Annotated in this window: 28 protein-coding genes; 23 read left to right on the forward strand and 5 right to left on the reverse strand. The window is 40.0% G+C overall.

The annotated features are described in order from the left end of the window. The 4 genes from JWP71_RS10890 to JWP71_RS10905 form a co-directional block, all read right to left on the reverse strand. Positions 1 to 1,115 (reverse strand): HD domain-containing protein (locus JWP71_RS10890; RefSeq protein WP_299499674.1); only part of this gene is annotated, 1,115 nt, incomplete at its 3' end. Positions 1,116 to 1,384: 269 nt separating this feature from the next. Then, positions 1,385 to 1,951, reverse strand: coding sequence for an L-threonylcarbamoyladenylate synthase (locus tag JWP71_RS10895; RefSeq protein WP_299499676.1), 567 nt, complete (start codon positions 1,949 to 1,951; stop codon positions 1,385 to 1,387). Further along, positions 1,944 to 2,927 carry a glycosyltransferase family 9 protein gene (locus tag JWP71_RS10900; RefSeq protein WP_299499678.1) on the reverse strand — a complete coding sequence of 328 codons (984 nt, stop codon included), beginning with the start codon at positions 2,925 to 2,927 and terminating at the stop codon, positions 1,944 to 1,946. Before JWP71_RS10900 ends, JWP71_RS10895 begins: the two co-directional genes overlap by 8 nt. 109 nt (positions 2,928 to 3,036) lie before the next feature. Continuing rightward, positions 3,037 to 3,852, reverse strand: a complete 816-nt coding sequence (locus JWP71_RS10905) for a 2,3,4,5-tetrahydropyridine-2,6-dicarboxylate N-succinyltransferase (protein WP_299499680.1) — start codon at positions 3,850 to 3,852, stop codon at positions 3,037 to 3,039. 122 nt (positions 3,853 to 3,974) lie between these two features. Here JWP71_RS10905 and JWP71_RS10910 point away from each other — a divergent pair, with 122 nt between their 5' ends. Further along, positions 3,975 to 4,382 carry an RNA-binding S4 domain-containing protein gene (locus JWP71_RS10910; RefSeq protein ID WP_299499683.1) on the forward strand — a complete coding sequence of 136 codons (408 nt, stop codon included), beginning with the start codon at positions 3,975 to 3,977 and terminating at the stop codon, positions 4,380 to 4,382. A 24-nt stretch (positions 4,383 to 4,406) separates the two neighbouring features. On the opposite strand, the gene yihA is transcribed toward JWP71_RS10910, so the two are convergent. After that, entirely contained in the window at positions 4,407 to 5,030 is a 624-nt protein-coding gene (gene yihA / locus JWP71_RS10915) for a ribosome biogenesis GTP-binding protein YihA/YsxC (protein WP_299499685.1), read from the reverse strand. Between the two features lie 157 nt (positions 5,031 to 5,187). Between yihA and JWP71_RS10920 the strand changes: the two genes are divergently transcribed. The 22 genes from JWP71_RS10920 (at position 5,188) to JWP71_RS11025 (ending at position 24,041) form a co-directional block, all read left to right on the forward strand. After that, on the forward strand, positions 5,188 to 5,676 hold the full coding sequence (locus JWP71_RS10920) for a VOC family protein (RefSeq protein ID WP_299499688.1): 489 nt from the start codon (positions 5,188 to 5,190) through the stop codon (positions 5,674 to 5,676). Between the two features lie 16 nt (positions 5,677 to 5,692). Beyond that, the gene (locus JWP71_RS10925) at positions 5,693 to 6,178 is read left to right on the forward strand and encodes a GNAT family N-acetyltransferase (RefSeq protein WP_299499691.1); all 486 of its coding nucleotides are present in this window, start codon (positions 5,693 to 5,695) and stop codon (positions 6,176 to 6,178) included. 273 nt (positions 6,179 to 6,451) lie between these two features. Beyond that, a complete protein-coding gene (gene ubiE / locus JWP71_RS10930; RefSeq protein WP_299499694.1) occupies positions 6,452 to 7,183 on the forward strand; it encodes a bifunctional demethylmenaquinone methyltransferase/2-methoxy-6-polyprenyl-1,4-benzoquinol methylase UbiE in 732 nt (243 codons plus the stop codon). Between the two features lie 23 nt (positions 7,184 to 7,206). Then, positions 7,207 to 7,941 (forward strand): outer membrane beta-barrel protein, encoded by a 735-nt coding sequence (locus tag JWP71_RS10935; protein ID WP_299499697.1) that lies wholly within the window; start codon positions 7,207 to 7,209, stop codon positions 7,939 to 7,941. Positions 7,942 to 8,035: 94 nt separating this feature from the next. Continuing rightward, a complete protein-coding gene (locus JWP71_RS10940; RefSeq protein ID WP_299499699.1) occupies positions 8,036 to 8,248 on the forward strand; it encodes a hypothetical protein in 213 nt (70 codons plus the stop codon). A gap of 3 nt (positions 8,249 to 8,251) precedes the next feature. Continuing rightward, complete coding sequence (locus JWP71_RS10945) at positions 8,252 to 8,662, forward strand: putative toxin-antitoxin system toxin component, PIN family (protein WP_299499702.1); 411 nt, start codon at positions 8,252 to 8,254, stop codon at positions 8,660 to 8,662. A 115-nt stretch (positions 8,663 to 8,777) separates the two neighbouring features. Beyond that, positions 8,778 to 9,536, forward strand: a complete 759-nt coding sequence (locus JWP71_RS10950; RefSeq protein ID WP_299499704.1) for an SDR family oxidoreductase — start codon at positions 8,778 to 8,780, stop codon at positions 9,534 to 9,536. A gap of 153 nt (positions 9,537 to 9,689) precedes the next feature. After that, positions 9,690 to 10,139: a GatB/YqeY domain-containing protein gene (locus JWP71_RS10955; protein WP_299499708.1), complete on the forward strand. Its 450-nt coding sequence runs from the start codon at positions 9,690 to 9,692 to the stop codon at positions 10,137 to 10,139. A 72-nt stretch (positions 10,140 to 10,211) separates the two neighbouring features. After that, positions 10,212 to 10,973: an alpha/beta hydrolase gene (locus tag JWP71_RS10960; protein ID WP_299499710.1), complete on the forward strand. Its 762-nt coding sequence runs from the start codon at positions 10,212 to 10,214 to the stop codon at positions 10,971 to 10,973. Position 10,974: 1 nt separating this feature from the next. Further along, positions 10,975 to 11,637 (forward strand): CBS domain-containing protein, encoded by a 663-nt coding sequence (locus tag JWP71_RS10965; RefSeq protein WP_299499712.1) that lies wholly within the window; start codon positions 10,975 to 10,977, stop codon positions 11,635 to 11,637. A gap of 143 nt (positions 11,638 to 11,780) precedes the next feature. Beyond that, the gene (locus JWP71_RS10970; protein WP_299499714.1) at positions 11,781 to 12,662 is read left to right on the forward strand and encodes an NAD kinase; all 882 of its coding nucleotides are present in this window, start codon (positions 11,781 to 11,783) and stop codon (positions 12,660 to 12,662) included. Positions 12,663 to 12,672: 10 nt separating this feature from the next. Further along, the gene (locus JWP71_RS10975) at positions 12,673 to 13,455 is read left to right on the forward strand and encodes a DUF6089 family protein (protein ID WP_299499716.1); all 783 of its coding nucleotides are present in this window, start codon (positions 12,673 to 12,675) and stop codon (positions 13,453 to 13,455) included. Between the two features lie 281 nt (positions 13,456 to 13,736). Next, positions 13,737 to 14,477, forward strand: coding sequence for an isoprenyl transferase (locus tag JWP71_RS10980; protein ID WP_299499718.1), 741 nt, complete (start codon positions 13,737 to 13,739; stop codon positions 14,475 to 14,477). A gap of 63 nt (positions 14,478 to 14,540) precedes the next feature. Then, positions 14,541 to 17,093 (forward strand): outer membrane protein assembly factor BamA, encoded by a 2,553-nt coding sequence (gene bamA / locus JWP71_RS10985; protein ID WP_299499720.1) that lies wholly within the window; start codon positions 14,541 to 14,543, stop codon positions 17,091 to 17,093. A gap of 13 nt (positions 17,094 to 17,106) precedes the next feature. Next, complete coding sequence (locus tag JWP71_RS10990) at positions 17,107 to 17,637, forward strand: OmpH family outer membrane protein (protein ID WP_299499721.1); 531 nt, start codon at positions 17,107 to 17,109, stop codon at positions 17,635 to 17,637. Positions 17,638 to 17,686: 49 nt separating this feature from the next. Further along, entirely contained in the window at positions 17,687 to 18,202 is a 516-nt protein-coding gene (locus JWP71_RS10995; protein ID WP_299499724.1) for an OmpH family outer membrane protein, read from the forward strand. A 166-nt stretch (positions 18,203 to 18,368) separates the two neighbouring features. Next, positions 18,369 to 19,208 (forward strand): glutamate racemase, encoded by an 840-nt coding sequence (gene murI, locus JWP71_RS11000; protein ID WP_299499726.1) that lies wholly within the window; start codon positions 18,369 to 18,371, stop codon positions 19,206 to 19,208. A gap of 130 nt (positions 19,209 to 19,338) precedes the next feature. Further along, on the forward strand, positions 19,339 to 20,409 hold the full coding sequence (nuoH, locus tag JWP71_RS11005) for an NADH-quinone oxidoreductase subunit NuoH (protein ID WP_299499728.1): 1,071 nt from the start codon (positions 19,339 to 19,341) through the stop codon (positions 20,407 to 20,409). Between the two features lie 126 nt (positions 20,410 to 20,535). Further along, positions 20,536 to 21,123, forward strand: coding sequence for an NADH-quinone oxidoreductase subunit I (locus JWP71_RS11010; RefSeq protein WP_299499730.1), 588 nt, complete (start codon positions 20,536 to 20,538; stop codon positions 21,121 to 21,123). Beyond that, positions 21,120 to 21,671, forward strand: a complete 552-nt coding sequence (locus JWP71_RS11015; protein ID WP_299499731.1) for an NADH-quinone oxidoreductase subunit J — start codon at positions 21,120 to 21,122, stop codon at positions 21,669 to 21,671. The genes JWP71_RS11010 and JWP71_RS11015 overlap by 4 nt, the downstream gene beginning before the upstream one ends. After that, on the forward strand, positions 21,668 to 21,973 hold the full coding sequence (nuoK, locus tag JWP71_RS11020; protein ID WP_299499734.1) for an NADH-quinone oxidoreductase subunit NuoK: 306 nt from the start codon (positions 21,668 to 21,670) through the stop codon (positions 21,971 to 21,973). The genes JWP71_RS11015 and nuoK overlap by 4 nt, the downstream gene beginning before the upstream one ends. Positions 21,974 to 21,983: 10 nt before the next feature. Next, positions 21,984 to 24,041 carry an NADH-quinone oxidoreductase subunit L gene (locus JWP71_RS11025; RefSeq protein ID WP_299499737.1) on the forward strand — a complete coding sequence of 686 codons (2,058 nt, stop codon included), beginning with the start codon at positions 21,984 to 21,986 and terminating at the stop codon, positions 24,039 to 24,041. Positions 24,042 to 24,123: the final 82 nt, after the last annotated feature.

A 24,123-nucleotide genomic window follows, 5' to 3' on the forward strand; every position in this document is an offset into this window, starting at 1 on the left:
ATGTCTGCTTTACACAACAGCATTAGTTCTTCAATATCATCGCCGGCCTCAAATAATAACCTGCGCACTGCCGAGTCTGTTACAATAGATTGCGACAATACTATTGGCCGCAAATGCAACTGAACCAGTTTTTGCACCAGTTTCATTTTTTCATTCAGCGGCAGTTTTAGCTGGGCAAATATTTTAGGCACCATGCGTGCGCCCCGGTCCTCATGGCCATGAAACGTCCAGCCATGGCCGGCTTCAAAGCGTTTGGTGGCAGGTTTGGCAATGTCATGCAGTATTGCGGCCCAGCGTAGCCAAAGGTCATCAGTCGTTTCGCAAATATTATCCAATACCTGCAAGGTATGGTAAAAATTGTCTTTATGTCCTTTACCATCAATATAATCAACACCATAAAGTGCTACCATCTGCGGGAATATTTTATGCAACAGTCCGGTATCAAACAAATAATTAAAACCGATAGACGGTTTTGGCGATAATATGATCTTATTCAGTTCGTCGGTAACGCGTTCTTGTGATACAATGCTAATACGATCAACATTATTTTTTATCGCATCTACAGCGATAGTATCAATTTTAAAATTCAACTGCGATGCAAACCTGATGGCCCGCATCATCCTTAATGGATCATCAGAGAAAGTCTCGATAGGGTCGAGCGGTGTACGGATAAGTTTTGCTTCCAGATCCTTTATTCCGTTAAAGGGATCTGTTAGCTGTCCAAACGCATCCGGATGCAAGGAAATAGCTAAAGCATTGATGGTAAAATCGCGGCGTTTCTGGTCGTCTTCTAAAGTGCCGTTCTCTACAATTGGCTTGCGCGAATTTAAACGGTAGGATTCTTTACGCGCGCCAACAAATTCAACCTCAAGGTCCTGATATTTTAACGAGGCCGTGCCGAAGTTTTTAAACACGGCCAGCTTTACTTTTAATTTTGCAGCTACAGCTTCGGCAAAGACAATGCCGTTGCCAATAATTACTATGTCTATATCTTTTGATGGTCGCTCTAAAAAGATATCGCGCACAAAACCGCCAATGGCATATACAGGCAAGTTTTGCTGGCCTGCAAGCTGCGATATAACGGTAAATACGTGATGTTTTAAATGTGCCTTCATTATGTATCCTTTAAGGACGGGCAAAATTACAGAAATATGCCGCTTGTTTCACCGTGGGGTGAAACAAAATGAAACAAGTGAAACAAGATTTTGACTTAAAGTATTGTTTATGAGGTTGTTGCTAAAAAGTGATGAAACAAAATGTAACAACTTATTCGTCAGTAAAATTACACGTGGTGTTGATGTTTTTAATTGATAATCAAACAATTACAAATCGATGATTTTAGCGGTGATGAAACAAAATGAAACAATCATCGCCACCGTGTTATTTAACGGCGTATAAACTCGAATTGCCCGTTAGGCGACAGCTTCATAATAGTTGATGGATTTTTTATTTCCATACTGTGCTGGTCCACATCAACCACATAATCAACACCATCAATTATCTCCTGGTCTATCTGCGAAAAGTATTGGGGCGATGGCTTGCCGCTGATATTGGCTGATGTAGATACTAATGGCTTCCGCAATCGTTGTATTAATCCCTGGCAAAAAGGATGATTTGATACCCTGATACCTATGCTGCCATCGCCCGCTATTAAAGCAGGCGAGATATTCCGCGCACCGGGAATTATTAGTGTTAGCGGGTTTTCGGCGTACTCTATAAGGCTATAAGCCAGTTCGGGTACCTCCAGCACGTAGCTTGCCAGCTTATTATCCGTATCCAGCAAAATAATCATGCTTTTAGCTTCGTCGCGTTGTTTAAGGCGATATATTTTTTGTACGGCTTCGGTATTTGCAGCATCGCAGCCTATACCCCAAATGGTATCAGTAGGGTAAAGGATAATACCGCCATCCTGCACAACTTTAAAAGCTTTAGCTACTTCGTCTCTAAGCATGGTTTAAATATAAGCTCAACGCGTTAATAATTCTTTGTTCATCTAATAGTTCCATACACTTGGGTATGCCATACAGTTTACATTCATTGCGTACACAGGGTTCGCAATTTAACTGCCCCGCTCGTAGTACGGTTAATTTTTCTTTGTTGTAAGGCGCTGTATTATATTCATTACCTGCGCCAAATAACGCTATAACAGGTATGCCCAAACTATTACCTAAATGCGCCGGACCCGAATCTGTAGTCAGCAAAACTTTTGCGCCAGCCATTAAATTACTTAACGTGGCCAGCGTTGTTTTGCCGGTATAGTTTGCTACCCTGTCAACGTTTGCGGCGCCATCCAAAATCTGCTCTATAAAAACCGCGTCCTTTGGCGAGCCTATCAACCCAAAGTTTTTATCCGCAAAAGTGTTGGTTAATAAATTCAGCAAAGCTTTTCCTTTATCCAAAGGCATCCTTCGTGATTCCGCTTCCGAGTTAAAGTTTACCAGCACCAAATTATTAGGTTGTGCTACACCAGTATGCAGTTTTACTTGTTTGTGTGTAATTGGTTTTCCGGTAAACTGCTCTAATATGGCAAGGTATTCATCAACCCGGTGCGCGCTTAATGGCCTTTTGCAAACTTTGGTCAGCAAAAAGAAACCGCCTTCTTTACTGAAGCCAACACGCTGTTTGGCCCCAGTAGCTTTGCCCATTACGGCTGATGAAAGCGAATCGGGCAGAGTAAAGAACAGGTCGTAGTTTTCGGTACGCAGGGTTTTGCCAAAACGATAAACACCGCCAAGCCCCTTATATTCCTGTTTTGAAAAGATGTGAATTTGGGTTAACCCTGGTATTAGTGATGCAATGGAGCTAAGCTCTTTTTTAATAATAACATCAATTTGCGCAGAGGGATAAAGCTGCTTAACCGTGGTGATGAAAGCCGTACTCATAACTACATCGCCAAGCCAGTTGGGCAGCCTTATTAATATCTTCATTATCAGAGATTAGAGATTAAAGATTAGAGATTAGATGCAATGCATTAGAAGTAAGTGCTGCAAACTATGCTTAACTAATCTCTAATATTTAACCTCTAATCTCTAAATTCTAAACAGCCACATTGTTTTCCCTCAAGGCATCATTTAACGATGTCTTTTTATCGGTTGATTCTTTGCGTTTGCCAATAATTAAAGCACAAGGAACCTGGAAATCACCGGCAGGGAATTTTTTAGTGTATGAACCCGGAATAACAACCGAACGTGCCGGTACGCGGCCCTTATACTCAACCGGGCTGCTGCCTGTAACGTCAATTATTTTGGTAGATGCGGTTAAAACTACGTTTGCACCTAAAACTACTTCAGTTTCTAAATGCACACCTTCTACCACTATGGCTCTTGAGCCTAAAAAGCAATTATCTTCTATAATAACCGGAGCAGCTTGTACGGGTTCTAAAACACCGCCAATACCTACGCCACCACTCAGGTGAACATGCTTGCCAATTTGCGCGCATGAACCTACAGTTGCCCAAGTATCAACCATAGTGCCTTCATCAACATAAGCGCCTATGTTTACATAGCTTGGCATCAGAATAACTCCCTTTGCTATGTATGCGCCATAACGTGCCACAGCATGAGGCACAACACGTACGCCGGTTGCCTTATAGTCGGTTTTTAATTTCATTTTATCATGAAATACAAAAGGCCCAACCTTTATCTCTTCCATGGTACGGATAGGGAAATATAATATTACCGCTTTCTTTATCCAGTCGTTAGTGTGCCAGCGGGTGCCAATTAGTTCGGCAACGCGTATTTCGCCTTTGTCAAGTCGTTCAACAACGGTTTCAATGGCATCAGTATATTCGTTATAAGCTAACAGGTTCCTGTCTTCCCAGGCCTGTTCAATTAATTTTTGTAGGTCTTGCATTGATAAATTTAAACTTTCGACAAATTAAAGGAATTTTAGGGAGATTTGTTTGTATAAGGATAATGTGGATGTAAATACTGATGCTATTTGAGAAATCATTTTTATTTTTGCTGAAGATTACCATGCCCGAAAAAGAAAAACTTCGAATAGATAAATACCTGTGGTCCATACGCCTGTTTAAAACGCGTACGCTGGCATCTGATGCCTGCAAGGCGGGGCGCGTAAAGCTGGAGGGTAACAACATCAAACCATCGCACGAGGTTAAGCTGGGCGAAACCTACCAGGTATCAAAGGGCCCTGATCGTAAAATTATCAGGGTAACCGGTTTGTTAGAAAGCCGTACAGATGCAAAAACCGCCGTTGGCTATTATGAAGATATTACCCCGGTTGAGCAAACACCGGCATTTAAATCTATGTTTCACGCCCCGGTATTAAAACGCGACAGGGGCACGGGTCGCCCCACCAAAAGGGACAGGCGCGAGATAGATGATTTGCAGGATGGGTTTTTTATAAAGAAAAAGGAAGAGTAATCATACAGCGCTTTGTTGTTTTTGTTAATCAAAGGCTTTAAATTCAGGCACCTCAAACGTCTGATTTATCCCTCCAACAAACCCTAATATTTCATCGCGGCCGCTGTGCAGCTCGGCGGATGTGATAAAGTATTGTGGTATTTCTTCAAATGTTTCTCCTAATGCTTTTTTAAATTTCGCAACATTTTGATCTGTTTTTACGCCCGATTGTTTATCGGCCTTAGTAAATACCAACACAAACGACAGGCCCTTTTCGCCCAGCCAGTTACAAAATTCCAGGTCTATTTTTTGTGGTTCGAGGCGGCTGTCTATCAGTACCATTACGCATTGCAGACTTTCGCGCTTATCTAAATATTGTTGTATAAACTTGTTCCAGTCGGCTTTTTTGGTTTTTGACGCGCGTGCATAACCATAGCCGGGCAGATCCACAATATACCAGTTATCGTTTACCAAAAAATGGTTTATCAGCTGGGTTTTACCTGGTGTTTGCGATGTTTTAGCCAATCCTTTTTTAGCCACCAGCATATTTATTAACGAAGATTTACCCACATTAGAGCGGCCAATAAAAGCATACTCGGGCTTTACCGGTGGCGGAAGCTTTGAAATTTGGGTGTTGCTGCAAATAAATTCGGCTGATTTTATGATCATGGGGGCAAAGATAGTGATTAGAGATTAGTTGATTAGAGATTGGTTATTAAAGATTAAAGAAACATAATGTTAAGTGACCCGTCTCTTTTGACAGTTCTATTATAATTTTAACCAGCCTAATCTCCAATTAACTAATCTCTAATTACTAATTTCGTAAATGAGCGATTATAAAATACCCGCGCAAACCCGCATAGGGCATGTGCATTTAAAGGTGAGCGATATACAAAAATCATTAGATTTTTACTGCGGATTGCTGGGTTTCGAGAAAATGGTTATGTATGGCGAGCAGGCGGCATTTATATCAGCCGGGGGCTACCATCATCATATCGGACTAAATACCTGGCAAAGCAAGGGCGCGCCGCCAGCGCCCGAGTATGCGCCCGGATTGTTCCATATCGCTATATTATACCATGAACGCAAGGACCTTGCCGTAATTTTGCAACGATTGATAGATGCCAAATATGAAATAACCGGCGCGTCGGACCACGGCGTGTCAGAAGCTATTTATTTGGATGACCCGGACCGCAACGGTGTTGAACTATACTGGGATCGTCCCCGCGAGGAATGGCCGAAAGATGAAAATGGCGATTTAACCATGTATACCCGCAGGTTGGATATTGAAGGATTATTGGCGTTGGCCAAATAATTATCTTTGTCAAATTATGACAGCTTTTTTAAGACCAGTTCAATTTAAAGATAATGTTGAACTGGCCCGTATTATCCGCGACGTTTTTGAAGAATTTGACGCGCCTAAGGAGGGCTCGGTTTATTCAGACGATCAAACCGATCATTTATTTGAATTATTTAACGATACACCCGGCAGTTGCTATTTTGTAGCCGAAGAGAATGGTGTATTATTAGGCGGTTGCGGAGTTTTCCCTACAGAAGGTTTGCCCAATGGTTATGCCGAATTAGTGAAGCTTTACTTATCAGCAGCTACCCGCGGCAAAGGCATTGGTAAAATACTGATGGAAAAATGTTTTGAGGCAGCTACAGGATTAGGGTATACCCACTTGTACCTGGAATCTTTTCCTCAATTTGCTAAAGCGGTAAGTATGTATGAGGGAATGGGTTGTATAAGAATAGATCAGCCGTTGGGTAACTCCGGGCATTTTGCCTGTACCATTTGGTTGGTGAAGGAGTTGTAGTGACCACTTATAGCGCAGTCAAACTATAAGGGCAAACACGTTAATTTTCTTAGCCCTCTTTCCGCGCAGCGAAGAGAGAATCGCCGCCGTGCATTGGCGTTAATGTCGCTTTATTAGTACTCACCCGATCATCGCTAAGTCACTCGATCACCCTCTCGTCCGCAAGCGGTAAAGAGGGTTGGGGTGGTGGTTTTTATTTTAATCCGTTTGCCTTAATCAAACTATCAACTTAATCAATGGTTCATACAAATAAATTATCTTTGCCCTTACAATATGAGCAAAACCATCACCCCGTACCACAATAACCAGGGCACCAAGAAAGAGCAGGTGGCCGATATGTTTAACAATATATCAAAAACATATGATTTCCTGAACCATTTCATGTCGTTGGGTATTGATATTATCTGGCGAAAAAAGGCTATCAATGAGTTAAAGAAAGATCAGCCTAAACTGATACTGGATGTAGCTACCGGTACCGGCGATTTTGCTTTCGAGGCCTTATCCATACTAAAACCCGAAAAAATTATTGGCGTTGATATTTCGCAGGGGATGCTTGACATCGCCAAACAAAAAATAGCTAAGCGTAATTTAGGCGATAAATTTGAAGTTAAACTGGGCGACTCTGAAAAACTGCCTTTTGAAGCCGATGGGTTTGACGCGGTAACCGTTGCTTACGGTGTGCGTAATTTTGAAAATTTAGAATTGGGCCTTGCCGATATTAACCGTGTTTTAAAACCGGGGGGTAAAGCCGTGGTGCTTGAGTTTTCTAAACCCAAAGTTTTCCCGGTAAAACAGTTATATAAGTTTTACTTTAATTATATAACCCCCGGTATTGGCAAGCTTTTTTCTAAAGATTCAAGAGCTTACTCTTATTTGCCCGAGTCGGTAGCTGCTTTTCCGGATGGGAAAGACTTTATTGCCTTAATGGATAGGGTGGGCTTTAAACATACCAAATGCAGGCCTTTAGCGTTTGGTATCTGTTCAATATATACAGGCGTTAAATGATAAACTGCATATACAGGCGTTAAATGAATAAACTGCGATACCAGCTAATTGTATTATTCTTTTTTTGCTGTAATTGCCTGTTTGCGCAATCTGTACCGGCATGGGGCGGCGGTGCCGACCAAGAGGACCAAAGCTTTGGCTTTACTTTTAGTTATATAAGCAGTTATTATAAAATTGATAAAAATCCAGACTGGCGCAAGCCTTTTATTGATAACGAAGGCACTAAAGTAACCGACTCTTTAAGAAGTATCAATTCGCCCAACGCGCAGGGGTTTGCGGTTGGCTTCCTTTCGCGCTATAGTATTACCGATCATTTGGAAGCCAGGATAGCCCCATCATTGATTTTTGCCGACCGTAGCATTACTTATGTATATAATACATCTTCGTTAAATACAACCAAGGCGGTGCAGTCTACCATGATAGATGTACCCATATCATTAAAACTAAAGTCAGACCGTTTAGGCGATTTTAGGGCCTACATTACGGGTGGCGTAAAATATTCGCAAAACATTGGTTCAAAATCAAACCCTAATGCTAACGTAGCACAACTGGATAAGGTGGTTAGAAACGCGAGTGGTTTTGCCTCGTACGAGGTGGGCATAGGATGTGATATTTATTTCGAGTTTTTTAAGCTATCGCCCGAGATAAAGTTATCAAACTCATTCGGAGATGTATTGCTGCATGAAAATAGCGCGTTTGCTAACCCGATAAGTAAATTATTATTGCATACACTGATGTTTACGCTGTATTTTGAGTAGAGGTGAACCAACTTAATTAAATTGAGAAACTGAATATACGGGCTCAGTGGAATAGGAATTGTTTAATTTTGTTTATATTTGATAAAAACATTATATGCCAGTTGCACTCAATAATACTCAATTGGAGATTCTGAAATTGTTTAGGAATGATCAGCCGGAAGAAGAGCTTCAGGAGATCAGGTCATTACTTATTGCATATCTGGCTAATAAAGTAACCTTAGAAGCCGATAATGCATTTCATGAAAAAGGTTATACTTCTGCCATTTTTGAAAAATGGAAACAGGAACATTTTCGGAAAACAGCTTAACAAATGACTGTTGTAATAGACTGCAATATTTTTGTTATGTGTCTTACATCCGCGTCACCGTATCACTTTATTTATCAATCTTTGATTAGTGGTAAATTCAACCTGGCTGTAACCGGAGATATTTTGTTGGAATACGAGGAAATAGTACAGAGAAAATATAGCATTACAACAGCGCAAACATTTATTACGTTACTAAATGAATTGCCAAATGTATTTTATATGCGCACTCATTATCAATGGAAATTGATAATAATGGATCCTGATGATAATAAATATTGTGATTGTGCTATTGCCGGACAGGCTACATATATTGTTACGGAGGATAAGCATTTTGATATACTGAAAGATATTCCTTTTCCTTCAGTTACCACAATCACGATAGACCAGTTTTTAAAAATTCTTCAATCTGCCTGACCCGGCAGGTGCACCCTGATATAAAGACTTAACCTATTTACTTTCTTTTAATACAGAAAAACCTCTAATTCCCAACGAAAAAGTATAATTTCGCAGTAGATTTTATATTATGTTTATGGCTAAAATTGCATTAATTACCGGGGCCACAGCAGGAATTGGCGAGGCCTGTGCCAATTTGTTTGCACGCGAAAATTATAACCTGATACTTACCGGCAGGCGGCTTGACAGGTTGGAGAAACTGGCAGCGCATCTTAATAAAAAGTATAATACAGAGGTAGCAGTTTGCGCGTTTGATGTGCGCGACCGCGAGCAGGTAATTACTAACCTGAATAATTTGCCTGAAAAATGGAAAAAGGTTAACGTGCTGATAAATAATGCCGGCCTTAGCCAGGGGCTTGACCCTATACAAAATGGCAGCCTGGATGATTGGGACACCATGATAGATACCAACGTTAAAGGCCTGCTATATGTTAGCAAAGTAGTATCAAACTGGATGATAACTAATGGCACGGGCCATATTGTAAATATAGGATCAATAGCCGGTAAAGAAGTTTACCCTAATGGTAATGTATATTGTGCAACCAAACACGCGGTTGACGCGTTGAACAAAGGCATGCGTATTGACCTGGTATCGCACGGTATTAAAGTTACCGCGGTGCATCCCGGAGCTGCCGAAACTGAGTTTTCGGAAGTTAGGTTTCATGGCGATAAGGAGCGCGCAAAAAAGGTTTATGACGGTTTTGAGCCATTGGTAGCCGCGGATATTGCCGAAAGTATATGGTTTGTGGTAACCCGCCCGGCGCATGTTAACATTAATGAGCTAACCATTATGCCAACCGCGCAGGCTAGCGCTACAGTAATTTTTAGAAAGTAATGAGGATATGTAAATGTGCGGATATGCATATGTGTAAATGAATAAATCAAAGAACTAAGCTTTTTACTAATCCGGGATAAAAATGATAAGTACAGATTTGCAAATAAAATCATTCACTCAATCACTCATTCCATAATTCACTAATTAAAAAAGATGTCATTAATAACACTAATAGATCAGGATATAAAATTGGCTATGCTGGCCAAGCAGGCAGACCGTTTACGCGGGCTGCGTGCAATAAAATCTGCATTGCTGGTTGCAAAAACAGAAAAAGGAGCAGCAGAAGAGTTAACCCCTGAAGCGGAGATTAAGGTGTTGCAGAAATTGGTAAAACAGCGCAAAGAATCTGCAGATATTTATAAAGCCCAAAATCGTGATGATCTTTACCAGATAGAAATTGCCGAAATGGAGGTTATTGAACCCTATTTGCCGCAACAAATGAGCAGGTTTGAAATTGAAGGTTTTATACAAGAGGTAATAGCCAGGATTGGTGCTACATCAATACAGGATATGGGCCGTGTAATGGGTATGGCTAATAAAGAACTTGCCGGGCAGGCAGATGGCAAAACAATATCAGAGGTTGTAAAACAATTGTTAGGATAATTTATTTGATATAATTGTTGCAGGTAAGCCGCAATAAACTATTTTTAAAACTTAAACATTACAAATTTATATATGGGTTTCGTGCTTAAAGAGGAACGTGGTTTTAGTTACATCGATGAGGGCGAGGGCGAAGTGCTGTTGTTGCTGCACGGTTTAATGGGCGGATTAAGTAACTGGGAAGTGGTTATTGAAGAATTTAGCAAAAAGTACAGGGTAATTTTACCTATGCTGCCGGTATATGATTTGCCTGTAATAACTACGGGGGTAAAAACTTTATCAAAACATGTACATAAATTTATAAAGTTTAAAAAGTTAGAAAATGTTGTTTTACTGGGTAACTCGTTAGGCGGGCATGTTGGTTTAATATATGTACTTGCACATGCCGAAAAGGTAAAAGCTTTAGTATTAACCGGAAGTTCGGGTTTATACGAAAATGCTTTTGGCGGATCTTTTCCGCGCCGCGAAAGTATTGAGTTTGTAAAAGAAAAGGTAGAATACACATTTTATGACCCTAAAATTGCTTCGCCCGAATTAATTGACGAAGTTTATAAATTAGTTAATGACCGCCATAGTGTAATAAGGTTATTAGCTATGGCAAAATCGGCCATACGCCATAACATGAAAAAGGACCTGAATAAAATACGTGTCCCGGTATCATTAATATGGGGTAAAAACGATAAAATTACACCGCCGGAAGTTGCTGATGAGTTTCATCAGTTGCTGCCCGACTCTGAATTACACTGGATTGATAAATGCGGGCATGCACCAATGATGGAACATCCGCACGAATTTAACCGGTTGTTAAAAGGGTTTTTAGACAAAATAAAAACATAATATGTTTGCAGTTGAACTGATAGCTAATGCCATACCACCGGTACATACTTCTGATAGCGTGCAGAAAGTGTTGGACCGCATGGTTGAGTTTCGCGTGCGCCATCTGCCAATTGTAAACGAAGAACAGTTTTTGGGGCTGCTATCAGAAAACGATATTTTACCCGAGGTTGATGCCCAAACACCAATTGGGGCCCTGGCACTATCATTGGTTAACCCATACGTGCGCGAAGACCAGCATATATATGATGTTATCCGCCTGTTTTATGAGCAGCAGTTAACCGTTGTACCCGTGCTTGATATCAAAAAGAACTACCTTGGCCTTATATCCATTAATGCCATGAATGAATATTTTGCAACTATAACATCGGTTTCACAGCCCGGTGGTATAATTATGTTGGATATCGATAATAAAAATAACTCGCTGGCGCACATGGCGCAAATTGTTGAGTCTGACAATGCGCAGATATTGAGTTCGTATGTTCGTACCTTTCCTGATTCAACCCGGATGGAGGTTACACTAAAAGTAAACAAGCAGGATATCTCTAATATAATTGCAACCTTTTTGCGTTATGAGTACAACGTAAAAGCCACCTTTAACCATAGCAACAATAATAACGGAGCAATGGATAGGTATGATTCATTAATGAATTACTTAAATTTATAGGTTCATAGTCAATAGACCATAGACCATAGCATTTATTATAATACAAAAAACTATAGACCATCGACTATGGTCTATAGACTATTTTATCATAACACAAAAAACTATTGACCATCGACTATGGTCCATGGACTATAAACTAACCCATGAGAATAGCAGTATACGGCAGACAATTTAATGACCAGGCGGTACTTCCCTTTATACAACACGTATTTGATAATTTGTCGCAACATGGTGTAGATATTTATGTTCATCACCAGCTAAATAACTATTTATCAGGTAAAATAAACACAGTAGCCTATCATGTGCTTAATGAGGGCGAACAAATAAAAGGCTTTATTGATGTGTTTATCACACTTGGCGGCGATGGTACCTTGCTGGATATGGTAAGCGTTATAAGCGATTCGGGCGTTCCGGTAATAGGTATTAATTTTGGCAGGTTGGGCTTTTTGGCAAGTGTAAATAAAAGCGACATTGCCGCAGCCATATACGCGGTTGTAAACAATCAGTTTACGCTTGATAGCCGGGGATTATTAAGTGTTGATTCTGAACTTAATATTCTGGGCAAGGATAATTTTGCCTTAAATGATATCACTATTCATAAGCGGGATGATTCGGCAATGATAACTACCCACATGTTTTTAGATGGCGAATTTTTAAATTCGTACTGGGGCGATGGTATCATTATAGCAACTGCAACGGGCTCAACAGCTTATTCATTAAGTTGCGGCGGACCAATTATTTTTCCGGAATCAAATAGCATAGTGGTTACACCGGTTTCTCCTCATAACTTAAACGTACGGCCAATTGTATTGCCCGATACTTGTAAGTTATCTTTCGAAGTAGAATTCCGCAGCTCTAATTATTTACTATCCTGCGATTCAAGAACAGTTGTAATTGATAAACCTATAAAATTCGAGGTACATAAGGCTGATTTTGAATTAAATCTGGTGCGGTTAAGTAATGAAAGCTATTTATCCACGTTAAGAAACAAATTATTGTGGGGCCTTGATGCACGCAATTATTAAATTTTGATGGATGGCTAAATATTTAGCAATTATATTTTTGATATTATTTTGCTATAACGCACGGGCACAATCCTGGGAAGTGGGTGGGTTTGCGGGCGGCTCAGGCTATATGGGCGATCTGAACCCGAATAACCCGCTTAAAATTTCAGGCATAGCGGCAGGCGGCTTTATAAAGCGCAACATTAATGGCTATGTGTCAATAAAGGCCGGATATACTTATGGCAAAATCAGCGCTGCCGATAGCACCTCAGGCAATCAGCAGCAACGTGATCGTAACCTTAGCTTTACTACACGGCTAAATGAGATAAGCTTAACCGGCGAATTTAATTTTATGAAATACATACCATCGGTTAGTCATGATATATATACACCCTTTATTTATGCAGGTATAGGCTATACAGGTTATAATCCGCAGGCTAATTACCAGGGTAAAACATATGATCTGCGGCCCTTAACCACCGAAGGGCAAAGCACACCCTATCCAAACTCCACCATAGTTGCGCCTTTTGGCGTTGGTATTAAGTATAATGTTGCAGGCAGGTTAAGTTTAATAGCTGATTTGGGTTACCGCGTTACTTTTACAGATTATTTGGATGATGTAAGTGGGTTATATGCTGATAAAAGCAACCTATCCGGGGTGGCAAAGGCTCTGTCTGATCGGTCCGGAGAAAAAACAGGTATTTATACCGGATATGCCGGTACACAACGCGGCGATTTAAGACCGCATGATACCTACCTATTTGTAGGCTTTTCTATATCATATACTTTTATTACCCCAAAATGTTATTTTTAAGCAAGGCTCGTTAGTTTATTTCATTACTAACGTGGCAGTTTTGTGATAAGTAAAAGAACGACAAAGCAATAGCAAATGAAAAATCAAAACCGCCAATTTTAGGCGCAAACTTTCTTTTCATCAGCATACTAAAAAAATACAAAGGAAGTTTTACCTTTGTCACCTGAAAAATTGGGCATTATTTACCAAAAGCATAATTATCGGGCGTGTTATTAACTAATAGTTTTTGATAAAAAAGTACGCTTATAAGCTTATTAAGGCTTATTGATGGGTAAAAGGAAATGAGTTATAAGGATAAGATTGATTTGTTAAAGTTACCGCAGCACATAGCCATTATAATGGATGGTAATGGCAGGTGGGCTAAAGATAAAGGCAAATTGAGAGTATTTGGTCATCATAGCGGTGTGCTTTCTGTAAGGGACGTGGTTGAAGGTGCGGTAGACCTGAGTATTAAATATCTTACCCTATACACTTTTTCTTCTGAAAACTGGAATCGCCCAAAGCTTGAAGTTATGGCCATTATGGAATTAATGGTGAACACCATACATAAAGAGATAAAAAACTTTATGGAAAAAAATGTGCGTTTAAACGCCATTGGCGATCTAAGTATGCTACCAAAAAGATGTTTTGATGAGCTTAATAGCGCTATTAAAACAACATCAGGCAATACCGGCCTTGTGCTTACGCTGGCATTAAGCTATAGCTCGCGGCGCGAAATTGTACAAGCTGCAAAAAACATAGCCATTAAAGTGCAAAGTGGCGATATTAATATAAATGATATTGACGAAGAACTTTTTGAAAATAACTTGTACACCGGCGATATGCCTGATCCGGAATTATTGATCAGGACAAGCGGAGAATTCCGCATAAGTAATTATTTGCTTTGGCAAATTGCCTATGCCGAATTGTATTTTACACCAAAGTTATGGCCGGATTTTCGTAAGGAAGATTTGTATGAAGCCATACTGGATTATCAAAAACGCGAACGCAGATTTGGTATGACAAGCGAGCAAGTCAACTAAATTTTTTCTTTTAACACTTTTTAACAACTGTATAAATTATTTTTAGCCCACTAAAATATCCGAATGAATAAATTTCTGTTTGCTATTCTTTTCTCTGTAATAAGTGCTGGCGCCATAGCTCAGGTTCGACCAAACCCTGCAATGTTAACCAGGAAATCTGCTGATACTTTGAGCTATCTAAATCCTAAAGAGTATATTATTGGGGGCATTACTATTACAGGCACACAACATCTGGATAAAGATGTGTTGCTGCAAATATCTAAGTTGGTTAAAGGCGATAAGATCACTTTACCCGGCGAAGCTAACGCCGCCGTTATAAAAAACCTGTATAAGGAAAATTTATTTGATGATATACAATTAAATATCACTAAAATTAATTTAGATACAGTATACCTGGAAATAGCTATAAAAGAGTTGCCTCGTTTATCACGTTTGCACATAACAGGCATACGTAAAGGAGAAATTGAGGATATAAATAAAAAGCTGGCTGATAAAACCGGTAAAATTGTAAATGCCAATTTATTAAATACAACCACCTCAATAATAAAGAAACATTTTAATGAGAAAGGGTTTTTAAATACTACGGTAAACATAAGACAAAGACCAGATCCGGGTGACGCGAATAGTTTAATACTTGATGTTGCTGTTAATAAAGGCAGAAAAGTAATGATAAACTCGGTTACATTTGAGGGTAATAAGGCGTTCTCGCAATCCAGTTTAAAGGGGTTCCTGTCAAAAACCCGAACCCGCAAGTTTTATAACATATTTGGATCGAAAAAATTCAAAGATGATAAGTATATAGAGGATAAACAGAACCTAATTGAAAAAATGCAGGCTAAAGGATACCGTGATGCTTCATTAATAAGCGATACGGTGACCAAACATGACTTTGAAACGGTAGATGTTAAAATTAAAGTTTACGAAGGGCCTAAATATTATTTTGGCAGCATTAAATGGTCTGGCAACGCTAAATACAATAATGATATATTGAATAGAGTATTACGTATTAGCAAAGGCGATGTTTTTAGTGAAGAAACACTAAATAAAAGATTGAGCGGCGGCGGCCAAAATAGCGATGATGTTTCGTCACTTTATTTAAACGATGGCTATTTAACTTATAATGCTGATCCGGTACAAACCCGCATACATAATGATACGGTTGATCTGGATATAAGAATATTTGAAGGCCCGCAGTATACCATAAATCGTGTTACTGTTAAAGGTAATGATGTAACCAACGACAAAGTGGTTTTGCGCGAATTGCAAACGCTGCCGGGACAGAAATTTAATAAAGCGTTGCTGGTAGAAAGTACCCGTATAATTGGCCAGTTAGGAAATTTTGATGATCAGAAAACCGATCCTAAGCCGGTTAATATAAACTCGCAGGATGGTACTGTTGATTTGATCTATAATGTTGTAGAGAAACCATCAGATCAGGTTGAGCTTTCCGGCGGTTACGGTGGCGGACAGTTGGTAGGAACACTTGGCCTTACCTTTAATAATTTCTCTATAAAAAATATTTTTCATCTTAAAGATTACAAGCCATTACCAAAAGGCGACGGCGAAAAGTTAAGCTTAAGAGGGCAATCAAGCGGTCACTCTTATCAAAATTATTCGTTCACTTTTTCTGAACCATGGTTAGGTGGCAAAAAACCTATATATTTTGCTTTTTCTGCCTATACACAGTTAAGTTCAACCGGCGATTATTATGCAAAAACAGATCCTAATTATAATTACCTGCGCATTAATGGTGTTGGTGTTACTTTAGGTAAACACTTAAAATGGCCCGATAACCATTTCCAGTTAAATTATTCATTAAACTTTGATCATTATAATCTGGATAATTACCCCGGCTATCTGTTCTCTAACGGAACATCATATAATATTAAGCTAACACAAGAGCTTACCCGCAACTCGCTGGATGGGTCGCCCGTGTTTCCTACAGGAGGTTCAAATATTAAATTTACGCTGCAAGGCACGCCACCATATTCATTATTTAACAACATTAATTACAAGCTGCCGCCTACGCAGGAACAGCTTTACCATTTTGTAGAATATTATAAGGTGAAATTTGATGCCCAATGGTTTACACATCTTGCAGGTAAATTTGTGTTAATGACACAGGTTAGGTTTGGATTTTTGGGAGAATATAATTCTGAAGTACCGGGATCGCCGTTTGAAAGATTTAAACTGGGTGGCGACGGTATGCAAAGCTACCAGTTTTTACAGGGTAGTGATATAATTGGTTTAAGAGGGTATCAGAATTTTTCTATTGTACCGGTAGGAACAAATTATAACACTACTACCAATCCGGGCAGTGCGATATATAACAAATATACAATTGAGCTTCGCCACCCCGTTATTACCAGTGCATCGGCTACTATATTTATGCTGGCCTTTGCCGAAGGTGGAAACGTTTGGAATCAATTCTCGCAATTTAATCCTTATAACGTAAGAAGATCAGCAGGTGTGGGTGCCAGAGTATTTTTACCTATTTTTGGCTTACTTGGTTTAGATTATGGTTATGGCTTTGATGCTATACCGGGGATACCGTCGGCTAATAAGGGCCAGTTCAGTTTCTCGATCTCACAAAGCTTAAGTGGTGGGTTTAATTAATTAAGAAAAAATTATGAAAAAGATAATTTTCACACTGGCTTTTACGTTCTTAGCAATCACTACTTCGTTTGCGCAGCGGTTTGGTTATGTTGATTCTGATTATATTTTAAAACACATGCCCGATTACGCATCTGCTCAAAAACAATTAGGTGCGTTATCAGATCAATGGCAGAAAGAGGTTGATGGCCGTTTTCAGGAAATTGACCGCTTATATAAAACATACCAGGCAGATCAGGTTTTAATGGCCCCTGATATGAAAAAGCGTCGCGAAGCAGAAATAGTTGATAAAGAAAAGATAGCTAAGGATTTTCAACGCCAAAAATTTGGCCCTGATGGAGAACTGGAGCAAAAAAGCAGCTCGATAATGAAACCTATACAGGATAAAGTGGCAAAAGCCGTACAAGCAGTTGCCGAAGCCGAAAGCCTGGATATAATATTTGACAAAAACAGCGAATTAATTATGATGTATGCTAATCCGCGTTATGATAAAAGCGCTGATGTTATTACACGCCTGGGATTAAAGCCGGGAGTATTTGCTAAATAAATTTATTATACATATAATCGCACTAATTATTAAACACAGAACAAAAACAATGAAAAAACTATTTAAAGTTGCTTTGATTGCAGGATGCATGATATTACTTATGGGCAACTTTGCCAAAGCACAAACAAAAATTGGGCATATTGCATTTGATCAGGTTGTAGGTTTACTGCCAGAGCTTGCTACAGTAAAAACTCAGCTTGCCGCATACCAAAAAACATGGTCTGATCAATTGGGTACGCTTAATACTGAATATCAAAATAAGCTTAACGACTACCAGTCTAAACAAGCAACAATGACAGATGCTGTTAAATCATTAAAACAAGCTGAATTAACCGATCTGGGCAAAAGATTCCAGGAGCAGCAATCAAATGCGCAACAACAGGTAGACGCTAAAACTAATGAATTAAGTAAGCCTTTAATTGATAAAGTACGCGCAGCAGTAACTGCCGTAGCTAAAGAAAAAGGTTATGCTTATGTATTAAACTCAACTCAAACAGATCTATTGGTATCACCGGATGCTGATGATTTAATGCCGGCTGTTAAAGCTAAATTAGGATTGAAATAATATTTTAATAAATACATTTACAAAGCGCCCCGGTATATGGGGCGCTTTTTTTATTTTTGATCGTTGATTTTTTTGATTAGGGGATTTCACTGATTCTTTACTTTTTAATCTTCAATAACCAATCTTTATTCCTAATCTCTAATTAACCAATCTCTAATCATTAACAATGTCCAACCAGCCAATAGGTATTTTTGATTCGGGAATAGGCGGTCTTACCGTTTTTCGGTCGATAGCCGAACAGTTGCCCGGCTATGATTATATTTATTTAGGCGATAATAGTCGCGCGCCATACGGTAATCGCTCATTCAATACCATCCACCAATATACCTGGGAGTGTGTGCAATGGCTGTTTAAGCAAGGCTGCCCGTTAATTATACTGGCCTGTAACACCGCGTCGGCTAAGGCGCTGCGCAATATTCAGCAGTTAGATATGAAGGGTTTGGATCCCGCTAAAAGGATACTGGGTGTCATCCGTCCCACTGCCGAGGTAATTGGCAATTACTCTGCCACAAAAGAAATTGGCGTATTGGGTACTATAGGCACCGTGAAATCTGAATCTTATTTAATAGAGATACAAAAATTTTTTCCCGATCTTAAAGTATACCAGCAAGCCTGCCCGCTTTGGGTGCCCTTAGTAGAAAGCGGTGAATACGAAAAACCCGGATCAGATTATTTTATTAAGGAATACCTTGACCAAATAATGGCACAATCTGCCAATATTGATACGCTGCTCCTGGCCTGCACCCATTACCCTTTGCTGATGGACAAAATAAAAGCGCATTTACCCGCCAATATTAAGGTGATAGCGCAAGGCGATATAGTAGCCAAAAGTCTGGTTGATTACCTGCATCGCCACCCCGGGCTGGAGCAGAAATTAAGCAAAGCAGGTACCCGCAAATTTTATACTACTACAGATGATACCGCCGATTTTGACCAGCATGCTTCACGGTTCTTCTCGGCACCGGTAACGTCAGAATTTGTATCGGTTACGGAGTTTGGCTGTTAAGCCTCAAACCCATGAAACACCGAGTTTAGGTAACGCTTATTTCATTTTCTGCCAGGTCAACCAACTTAATACCCGCTATCTGCCATAATTTAACAACCATTTATTAAGTTTGCAGCTAAAATAAACGGGGTTGAGTTTTTATATTACATATGTTCTTGTAAGTATTGGGCTGTTTGCCTTCTCGGCTTTATTTGCGCTTTTTGCAGTGTATGGCGAACGCAAGGTTTCCGCATTTATCCAAGATAGGCTGGGCCCTACCGAAACTGGTAAATTTGGCCTGCTGCAAACACTTGCAGATATACTAAAGCTGCTGCAAAAAGAAATGATAATCCCTACAGCCGCCGACAAAATATTATTTATGATGGCGCCGGCTATTATATTTATAGCCGTGTATATGGGTTTTGCCGCTTTGCCATGGGCACCGGGTTTAATCCCGTCAAAAATAAACCTGGGGCTTTACTATATTTTCGCCATTATATCTATCGAAACGCTGGGCATATTAATGGCCGGTTGGGGATCGAATAATAAATATTCTATATTGGGTGCCATGCGGTCGGCCGCGCAAATTATATCTTATGAGATACCTGCCGGATTTGCCTTGATATCTGTAGTGATGATAGCGCAAACACTTAACCTACAGGATATAGCCATGCAGCAAGGTACCTTATCTGCCGAAAAAATAAAATTTTTAGGTTTTTGGGATGTAACCAAAACAGGAGGATTGTTATCATGGAACATATTCAGGGCGCCGCATTTGATCATTGCTTTTGTGATCTATTTTATAGCCTCATTAGCCGAGAGTAACCGCGCGCCGTTTGATATACCCGAAGCAGAATCAGAGCTGGTATCTGGCTTTCATACAGAGTTTACCGGGTTGCGTTTCGGGTTGGTGTTTTTAGCCGAATACTCTATGATGTTCCTCGTATCGATGGTGGGCGTTATCCTTTTTTTAGGGGCATGGAACACGCCCCTGCCCAACATGGGGGCCATGCATTTAGCCGACTGGACAACAAACAAAGCATGGGGCATATTTTGGATAGCCACCAAAACATTAACGCTGGTGGGTATACAAATGTGGATTAGGTGGACCATACCAAGACTACGCGTAGACCAATTAATGAACTTATGCTGGAAAGTATTAACACCATTGGCATTTATATGCATGCTGGTATCAGGTATATGGCGGATATGGTTGATGTAGGTTAGTGATTAGTTATTGGAGATTAGGAATAAAGATTGGTTATTGAAGATTAAAGATTAATAATCGGTGAAATCAAAATAAAATAACAATACAGGTAAAATCAGTGAAATCAAATAATAAAAATCAGTGATCAATAAAACAATAAACGGATTTAAAACTACCTGGAAAGGGCTATCCCTTACCGTAAGGCACCTCTTTGCCTCAAACGCGAAACGGGAGGTGATATCTGTTACTGATGATAATTATTTTAAAAGGATGGAGGGTACAAATACTATCCAGTACCCGCACCAGTCACTTCCGGTGCCCGAGGTTGGCCGTTACCAGCTGGATGTAGAAATAGATGACTGTATTGTATGCGATCTCTGTGCTAAAATTTGCCCGGTTGATTGTATCACCATCGATTCCATAAAAGCTACTGAATTGATTGGGAACACATCAGACGGTTCGCCTAAACGTATTTATGCCGCCAAGTTTGATATTGATATGGCCAAGTGTATGTACTGCGGCTTGTGTACCATAGTTTGCCCTACCGAATGCATTGTAATGACCAATCAGTATGACAAGACGGTGTTTGAATTAAAAGATCTTAACTACGAATTTTCTGATATGACACCCGAAGTTGCTGCCGAAAAAAAGCAACTACTGGAAAATCAAATAGCCGAAAGGCAGGCAGCAAAATTGGCTGCCATGAATAAAAAGGGGGACGGCGCATGAGTTTAGCACAGGTGCTTTTTTATGTGATGGCTTTTATAGTGGTGGGATCGGCGTTATTTGTGGCATCAACAAAAAACCTGGTGCGCTCTATTTTTATGTTTTTTATAACGCTGTTCGCGCTGGCAGGATTATACGTTTTGGCACTGGCAGATTTTGTAGCTATAACCCAAATAGTAATTTATGTAGGTGGGATTTTAGTGCTGATATTGTTCGCTTTTATGCTGTCGGGCAAAGAAACGCTGAATGTATTACAGCAGCAAAAAAGCAAATTCATCAGCTTGAACAAATTGCCTGCAATACTATTGGCAGTGCTGTTTTTTATGGTGATGGTGAATGTGATAACTAAAATTGACGCCGGTAATATAGGCTGGATAAAACAGGTCATCAGCACAAATACAGATATCAAGCCAAACGAGGAAATGATAAACAACATCGGCATTAATTTAATGACAAGATATTTATTACCGTTTGAAGCTATATCTATACTGTTGATGATGGCTTTGGTAGGTGCGGCCCATTTATCCAGAAAGGAGCGTGGCGCGGTATGATAACTTTAACCGATTTTTTAATAGTGAGCGCAGCCCTGTTTTGTATAGGTTTATACATGATCGTATCAAAACATAACGCTATACAAATATTAATAGGCATTGAACTAATGCTAAATGCCGCCATTTTAAACCTGGTAGCATTTGGTAAGTTTGATAAGATTAATAACGGCGGGCAAATTTTTGCCCTGTTTGCTATTATACTTGCAGCGGCAACAACAGCGGTAGCTTTAGCGATAATATTAAACGTTTATAAAAAATACAGGACCATTGATCCGGCAAGGATTAATAACTTGAAAGATTGAGCTAAACTATTTGAAAACACTCATACCATACCAGGACCTATCAACCATTTACTTTGCAATAGCAGCAGTATTATTGCCGCTGTTTGCCTGTATAGTAAATTGCTGTTTGCCCGGTAAGCGTAATAAGGTTTCGGGCTGGATAGCTACCATAGCTATTTTGGCAAGCTGTGTTTTATCCATTTCCATTTTTACTAAAACATGGAACGGCCACCCCGCGCATGTGCAGCAGCTTTGGTTCACTATTGGTGCTACGCAGTTATATGCCGGAATTTTGTTGAATAACCTGTCGGCAATACTATTGTTGCTGGTTACGGTAATTGCGTTGCCCGTGCATATATACTCCATTGCCTACATGAAAAACGACGATAATTACGATCGTTACTTCATCTACCTCAGCTTTTTTTGTTTCAGCATGCTGGCGCTGGTAGTTATTGATAGTATGGCGCTGTTTTATGCTTTCTGGGAGCTGGTAGGCTTTTCATCTTATTTATTGATAGGTTTTTGGTTCATCCGCGAAAAAGCGGTGCAGGCCAATAAAAAAGCTTTCCTAATGAACCGTATTGGTGATGTGGGTTTATTAACTGCCATCATTATCTTGTTTGCCCAGTATCACACCTTTGATATCGCTCAACTTTTTGGCGATGGCGGCCTAGTTAGCCAATCAACCATTACCAATGGTTTATGGGTATCGCCGGTTGGTAGTTTGCCTGCAATTTGGCAATATGTAGCCTGCGGTGGTATATTCTTAGGGGTTGCGGCCAAATCGGCACAGTTCCCGCTGCATACCTGGCTGCCCGATGCTATGGAAGGGCCAACTTCGGTATCGGCGTTAATTCACGCGGCAACAATGGTAGCTGCGGGCGTATTTTTATTAGGCAGGGTCTATCCCATATTTAACACAACAGAGCTGGATATATTAGCCATAATAGGCTGCTTTACCGCTTTTATGGCCGCCACCATCGCGCTAACGCAAAACGATTTGAAACGCATTTTGGCTTATTCTACCATATCGCAATTAGGCTTTATGGTAATGGCTATGGGGATTGGGGCTTATGCTTCGTCGCTGTTTCATTTGGTTACGCACGCGTTTTTTAAATGTTTGTTGTTTTTGGTAGCGGGTATTGTTATCCACCAAATGCAGCACATCAAAGAAGATAACGATCTGGACATCGATCCGCAAAATATTTTATACATGGGCGGCTTGCGCAAGAAACTGCCGTTTACATTTATTGCCGCTGTTATTGGCGGCCTGGCGCTGATAGGCTTGCCGCTTACATCGGGTTATTTATCAAAGGATGGTATTTTAGTACAAGCTGTTGATTGGTCAGACAGTAAAAGCATCGGGTTTAGATTAGTACCTATAGGTGCTATCATCACCACCTGGCTAACCGCTTTTTATGTAGCGAGGCTGATAGTAAAAGTGTTTTTTGGCGAGTTTAAATTGGAGCAATTCCATCCACATATAAAATACCATATCAGCGATGGCGGGTGGAAATACCGTGTGCCGTTAATGCTGTTGGGTGTGGCTTGTTTGTTCCCACTGTTTTCGCTTAACCCGGTGTTGTATGAGCGTGCCTGGGTGTTTACCGGTTTTAGTTCTATCCACATAGATCGGGTAAACCCTTACCATACTATTGTACCGGTAGGTGTAAATATATTAAGCTTGTTTTTGATCTATTGGGCATGGGCGGTTTACACTGGGCGCAAAATGCTGGTGTTCCCGCAAACCGGCTTATTGTTCCATGTGTCGTACCACGAATGGTATATTGATAAAGTATACAATAAAGTGGTAGTACGTGCGGTAATGGCTTTAAGCAGGGCCCTGTCATGGTTTGATCGTAAGGTTATTGACGGTTTTATCCACCTGCTGTCAGCCATTACCATAGCCATATCAAAAATAGCTGCCTGGTTTGATTATAATGTTATCGACGGAATATCGCGCCTGCTTACCTTTATCGTGCAATTAACCGGTAATTTTGTGCGCCGGTTTCAAGGCGGTAAAATTCAATATTATTTGTTTAGCATGCTGGCAATTGTACTGGCCCTGCTTATTTATTTATCTATTTAGATGTGATTTAGATATGAGATTTGAAACATTAGATTTGAGATTAATTGCCACATCGTTATCGTGTAGAGCGGCTAATCTGGAT

It is taken from the genome of Mucilaginibacter sp., assembly GCF_028287845.1.
Lineage (GTDB): Bacteria > Bacteroidota > Bacteroidia > Sphingobacteriales > Sphingobacteriaceae > Mucilaginibacter.

What these genes read in the sequence shown, in the direction of transcription:
- JWP71_RS10965 (WP_299499712.1), top strand. Translation starts at nt 10,975, where the DNA reads ATGTTTGCAGTTGAACTGATAGCTAATGCCATACCACCGGTACATACT.
- murI (WP_299499726.1), top strand. Translation starts at nt 18,369, where the DNA reads ATGTCCAACCAGCCAATAGGTATTTTTGATTCGGGAATAGGCGGTCTT.
- JWP71_RS10895 (WP_299499676.1), bottom strand. Translation starts at nt 1,951, where the DNA reads ATGCTTAGAGACGAAGTAGCTAAAGCTTTTAAAGTTGTGCAGGATGGC.
- JWP71_RS10935 (WP_299499697.1), top strand. Translation starts at nt 7,207, where the DNA reads ATGAATAAACTGCGATACCAGCTAATTGTATTATTCTTTTTTTGCTGT.
- JWP71_RS10925 (WP_299499691.1), top strand. Translation starts at nt 5,693, where the DNA reads ATGACAGCTTTTTTAAGACCAGTTCAATTTAAAGATAATGTTGAACTG.
- JWP71_RS10990 (WP_299499721.1), top strand. Translation starts at nt 17,107, where the DNA reads ATGAAAAAGATAATTTTCACACTGGCTTTTACGTTCTTAGCAATCACT.
- nuoK (WP_299499734.1), top strand. Translation starts at nt 21,668, where the DNA reads ATGATAACTTTAACCGATTTTTTAATAGTGAGCGCAGCCCTGTTTTGT.
- bamA (WP_299499720.1), top strand. Translation starts at nt 14,541, where the DNA reads ATGAATAAATTTCTGTTTGCTATTCTTTTCTCTGTAATAAGTGCTGGC.
- JWP71_RS11015 (WP_299499731.1), top strand. Translation starts at nt 21,120, where the DNA reads ATGAGTTTAGCACAGGTGCTTTTTTATGTGATGGCTTTTATAGTGGTG.
- JWP71_RS10945 (WP_299499702.1), top strand. Translation starts at nt 8,252, where the DNA reads ATGACTGTTGTAATAGACTGCAATATTTTTGTTATGTGTCTTACATCC.
- JWP71_RS10955 (WP_299499708.1), top strand. Translation starts at nt 9,690, where the DNA reads ATGTCATTAATAACACTAATAGATCAGGATATAAAATTGGCTATGCTG.
- JWP71_RS10940 (WP_299499699.1), top strand. Translation starts at nt 8,036, where the DNA reads ATGCCAGTTGCACTCAATAATACTCAATTGGAGATTCTGAAATTGTTT.
- JWP71_RS10910 (WP_299499683.1), top strand. Translation starts at nt 3,975, where the DNA reads ATGCCCGAAAAAGAAAAACTTCGAATAGATAAATACCTGTGGTCCATA.
- JWP71_RS10920 (WP_299499688.1), top strand. Translation starts at nt 5,188, where the DNA reads ATGAGCGATTATAAAATACCCGCGCAAACCCGCATAGGGCATGTGCAT.
- JWP71_RS10995 (WP_299499724.1), top strand. Translation starts at nt 17,687, where the DNA reads ATGAAAAAACTATTTAAAGTTGCTTTGATTGCAGGATGCATGATATTA.
- JWP71_RS10950 (WP_299499704.1), top strand. Translation starts at nt 8,778, where the DNA reads ATGGCTAAAATTGCATTAATTACCGGGGCCACAGCAGGAATTGGCGAG.
- JWP71_RS10980 (WP_299499718.1), top strand. Translation starts at nt 13,737, where the DNA reads ATGAGTTATAAGGATAAGATTGATTTGTTAAAGTTACCGCAGCACATA.
- JWP71_RS10905 (WP_299499680.1), bottom strand. Translation starts at nt 3,852, where the DNA reads ATGCAAGACCTACAAAAATTAATTGAACAGGCCTGGGAAGACAGGAAC.
- JWP71_RS10900 (WP_299499678.1), bottom strand. Translation starts at nt 2,927, where the DNA reads ATGAAGATATTAATAAGGCTGCCCAACTGGCTTGGCGATGTAGTTATG.
- yihA (WP_299499685.1), bottom strand. Translation starts at nt 5,030, where the DNA reads ATGATCATAAAATCAGCCGAATTTATTTGCAGCAACACCCAAATTTCA.
- JWP71_RS10975 (WP_299499716.1), top strand. Translation starts at nt 12,673, where the DNA reads ATGGCTAAATATTTAGCAATTATATTTTTGATATTATTTTGCTATAAC.
- JWP71_RS10960 (WP_299499710.1), top strand. Translation starts at nt 10,212, where the DNA reads ATGGGTTTCGTGCTTAAAGAGGAACGTGGTTTTAGTTACATCGATGAG.
- ubiE (WP_299499694.1), top strand. Translation starts at nt 6,452, where the DNA reads ATGAGCAAAACCATCACCCCGTACCACAATAACCAGGGCACCAAGAAA.
- JWP71_RS10970 (WP_299499714.1), top strand. Translation starts at nt 11,781, where the DNA reads ATGAGAATAGCAGTATACGGCAGACAATTTAATGACCAGGCGGTACTT.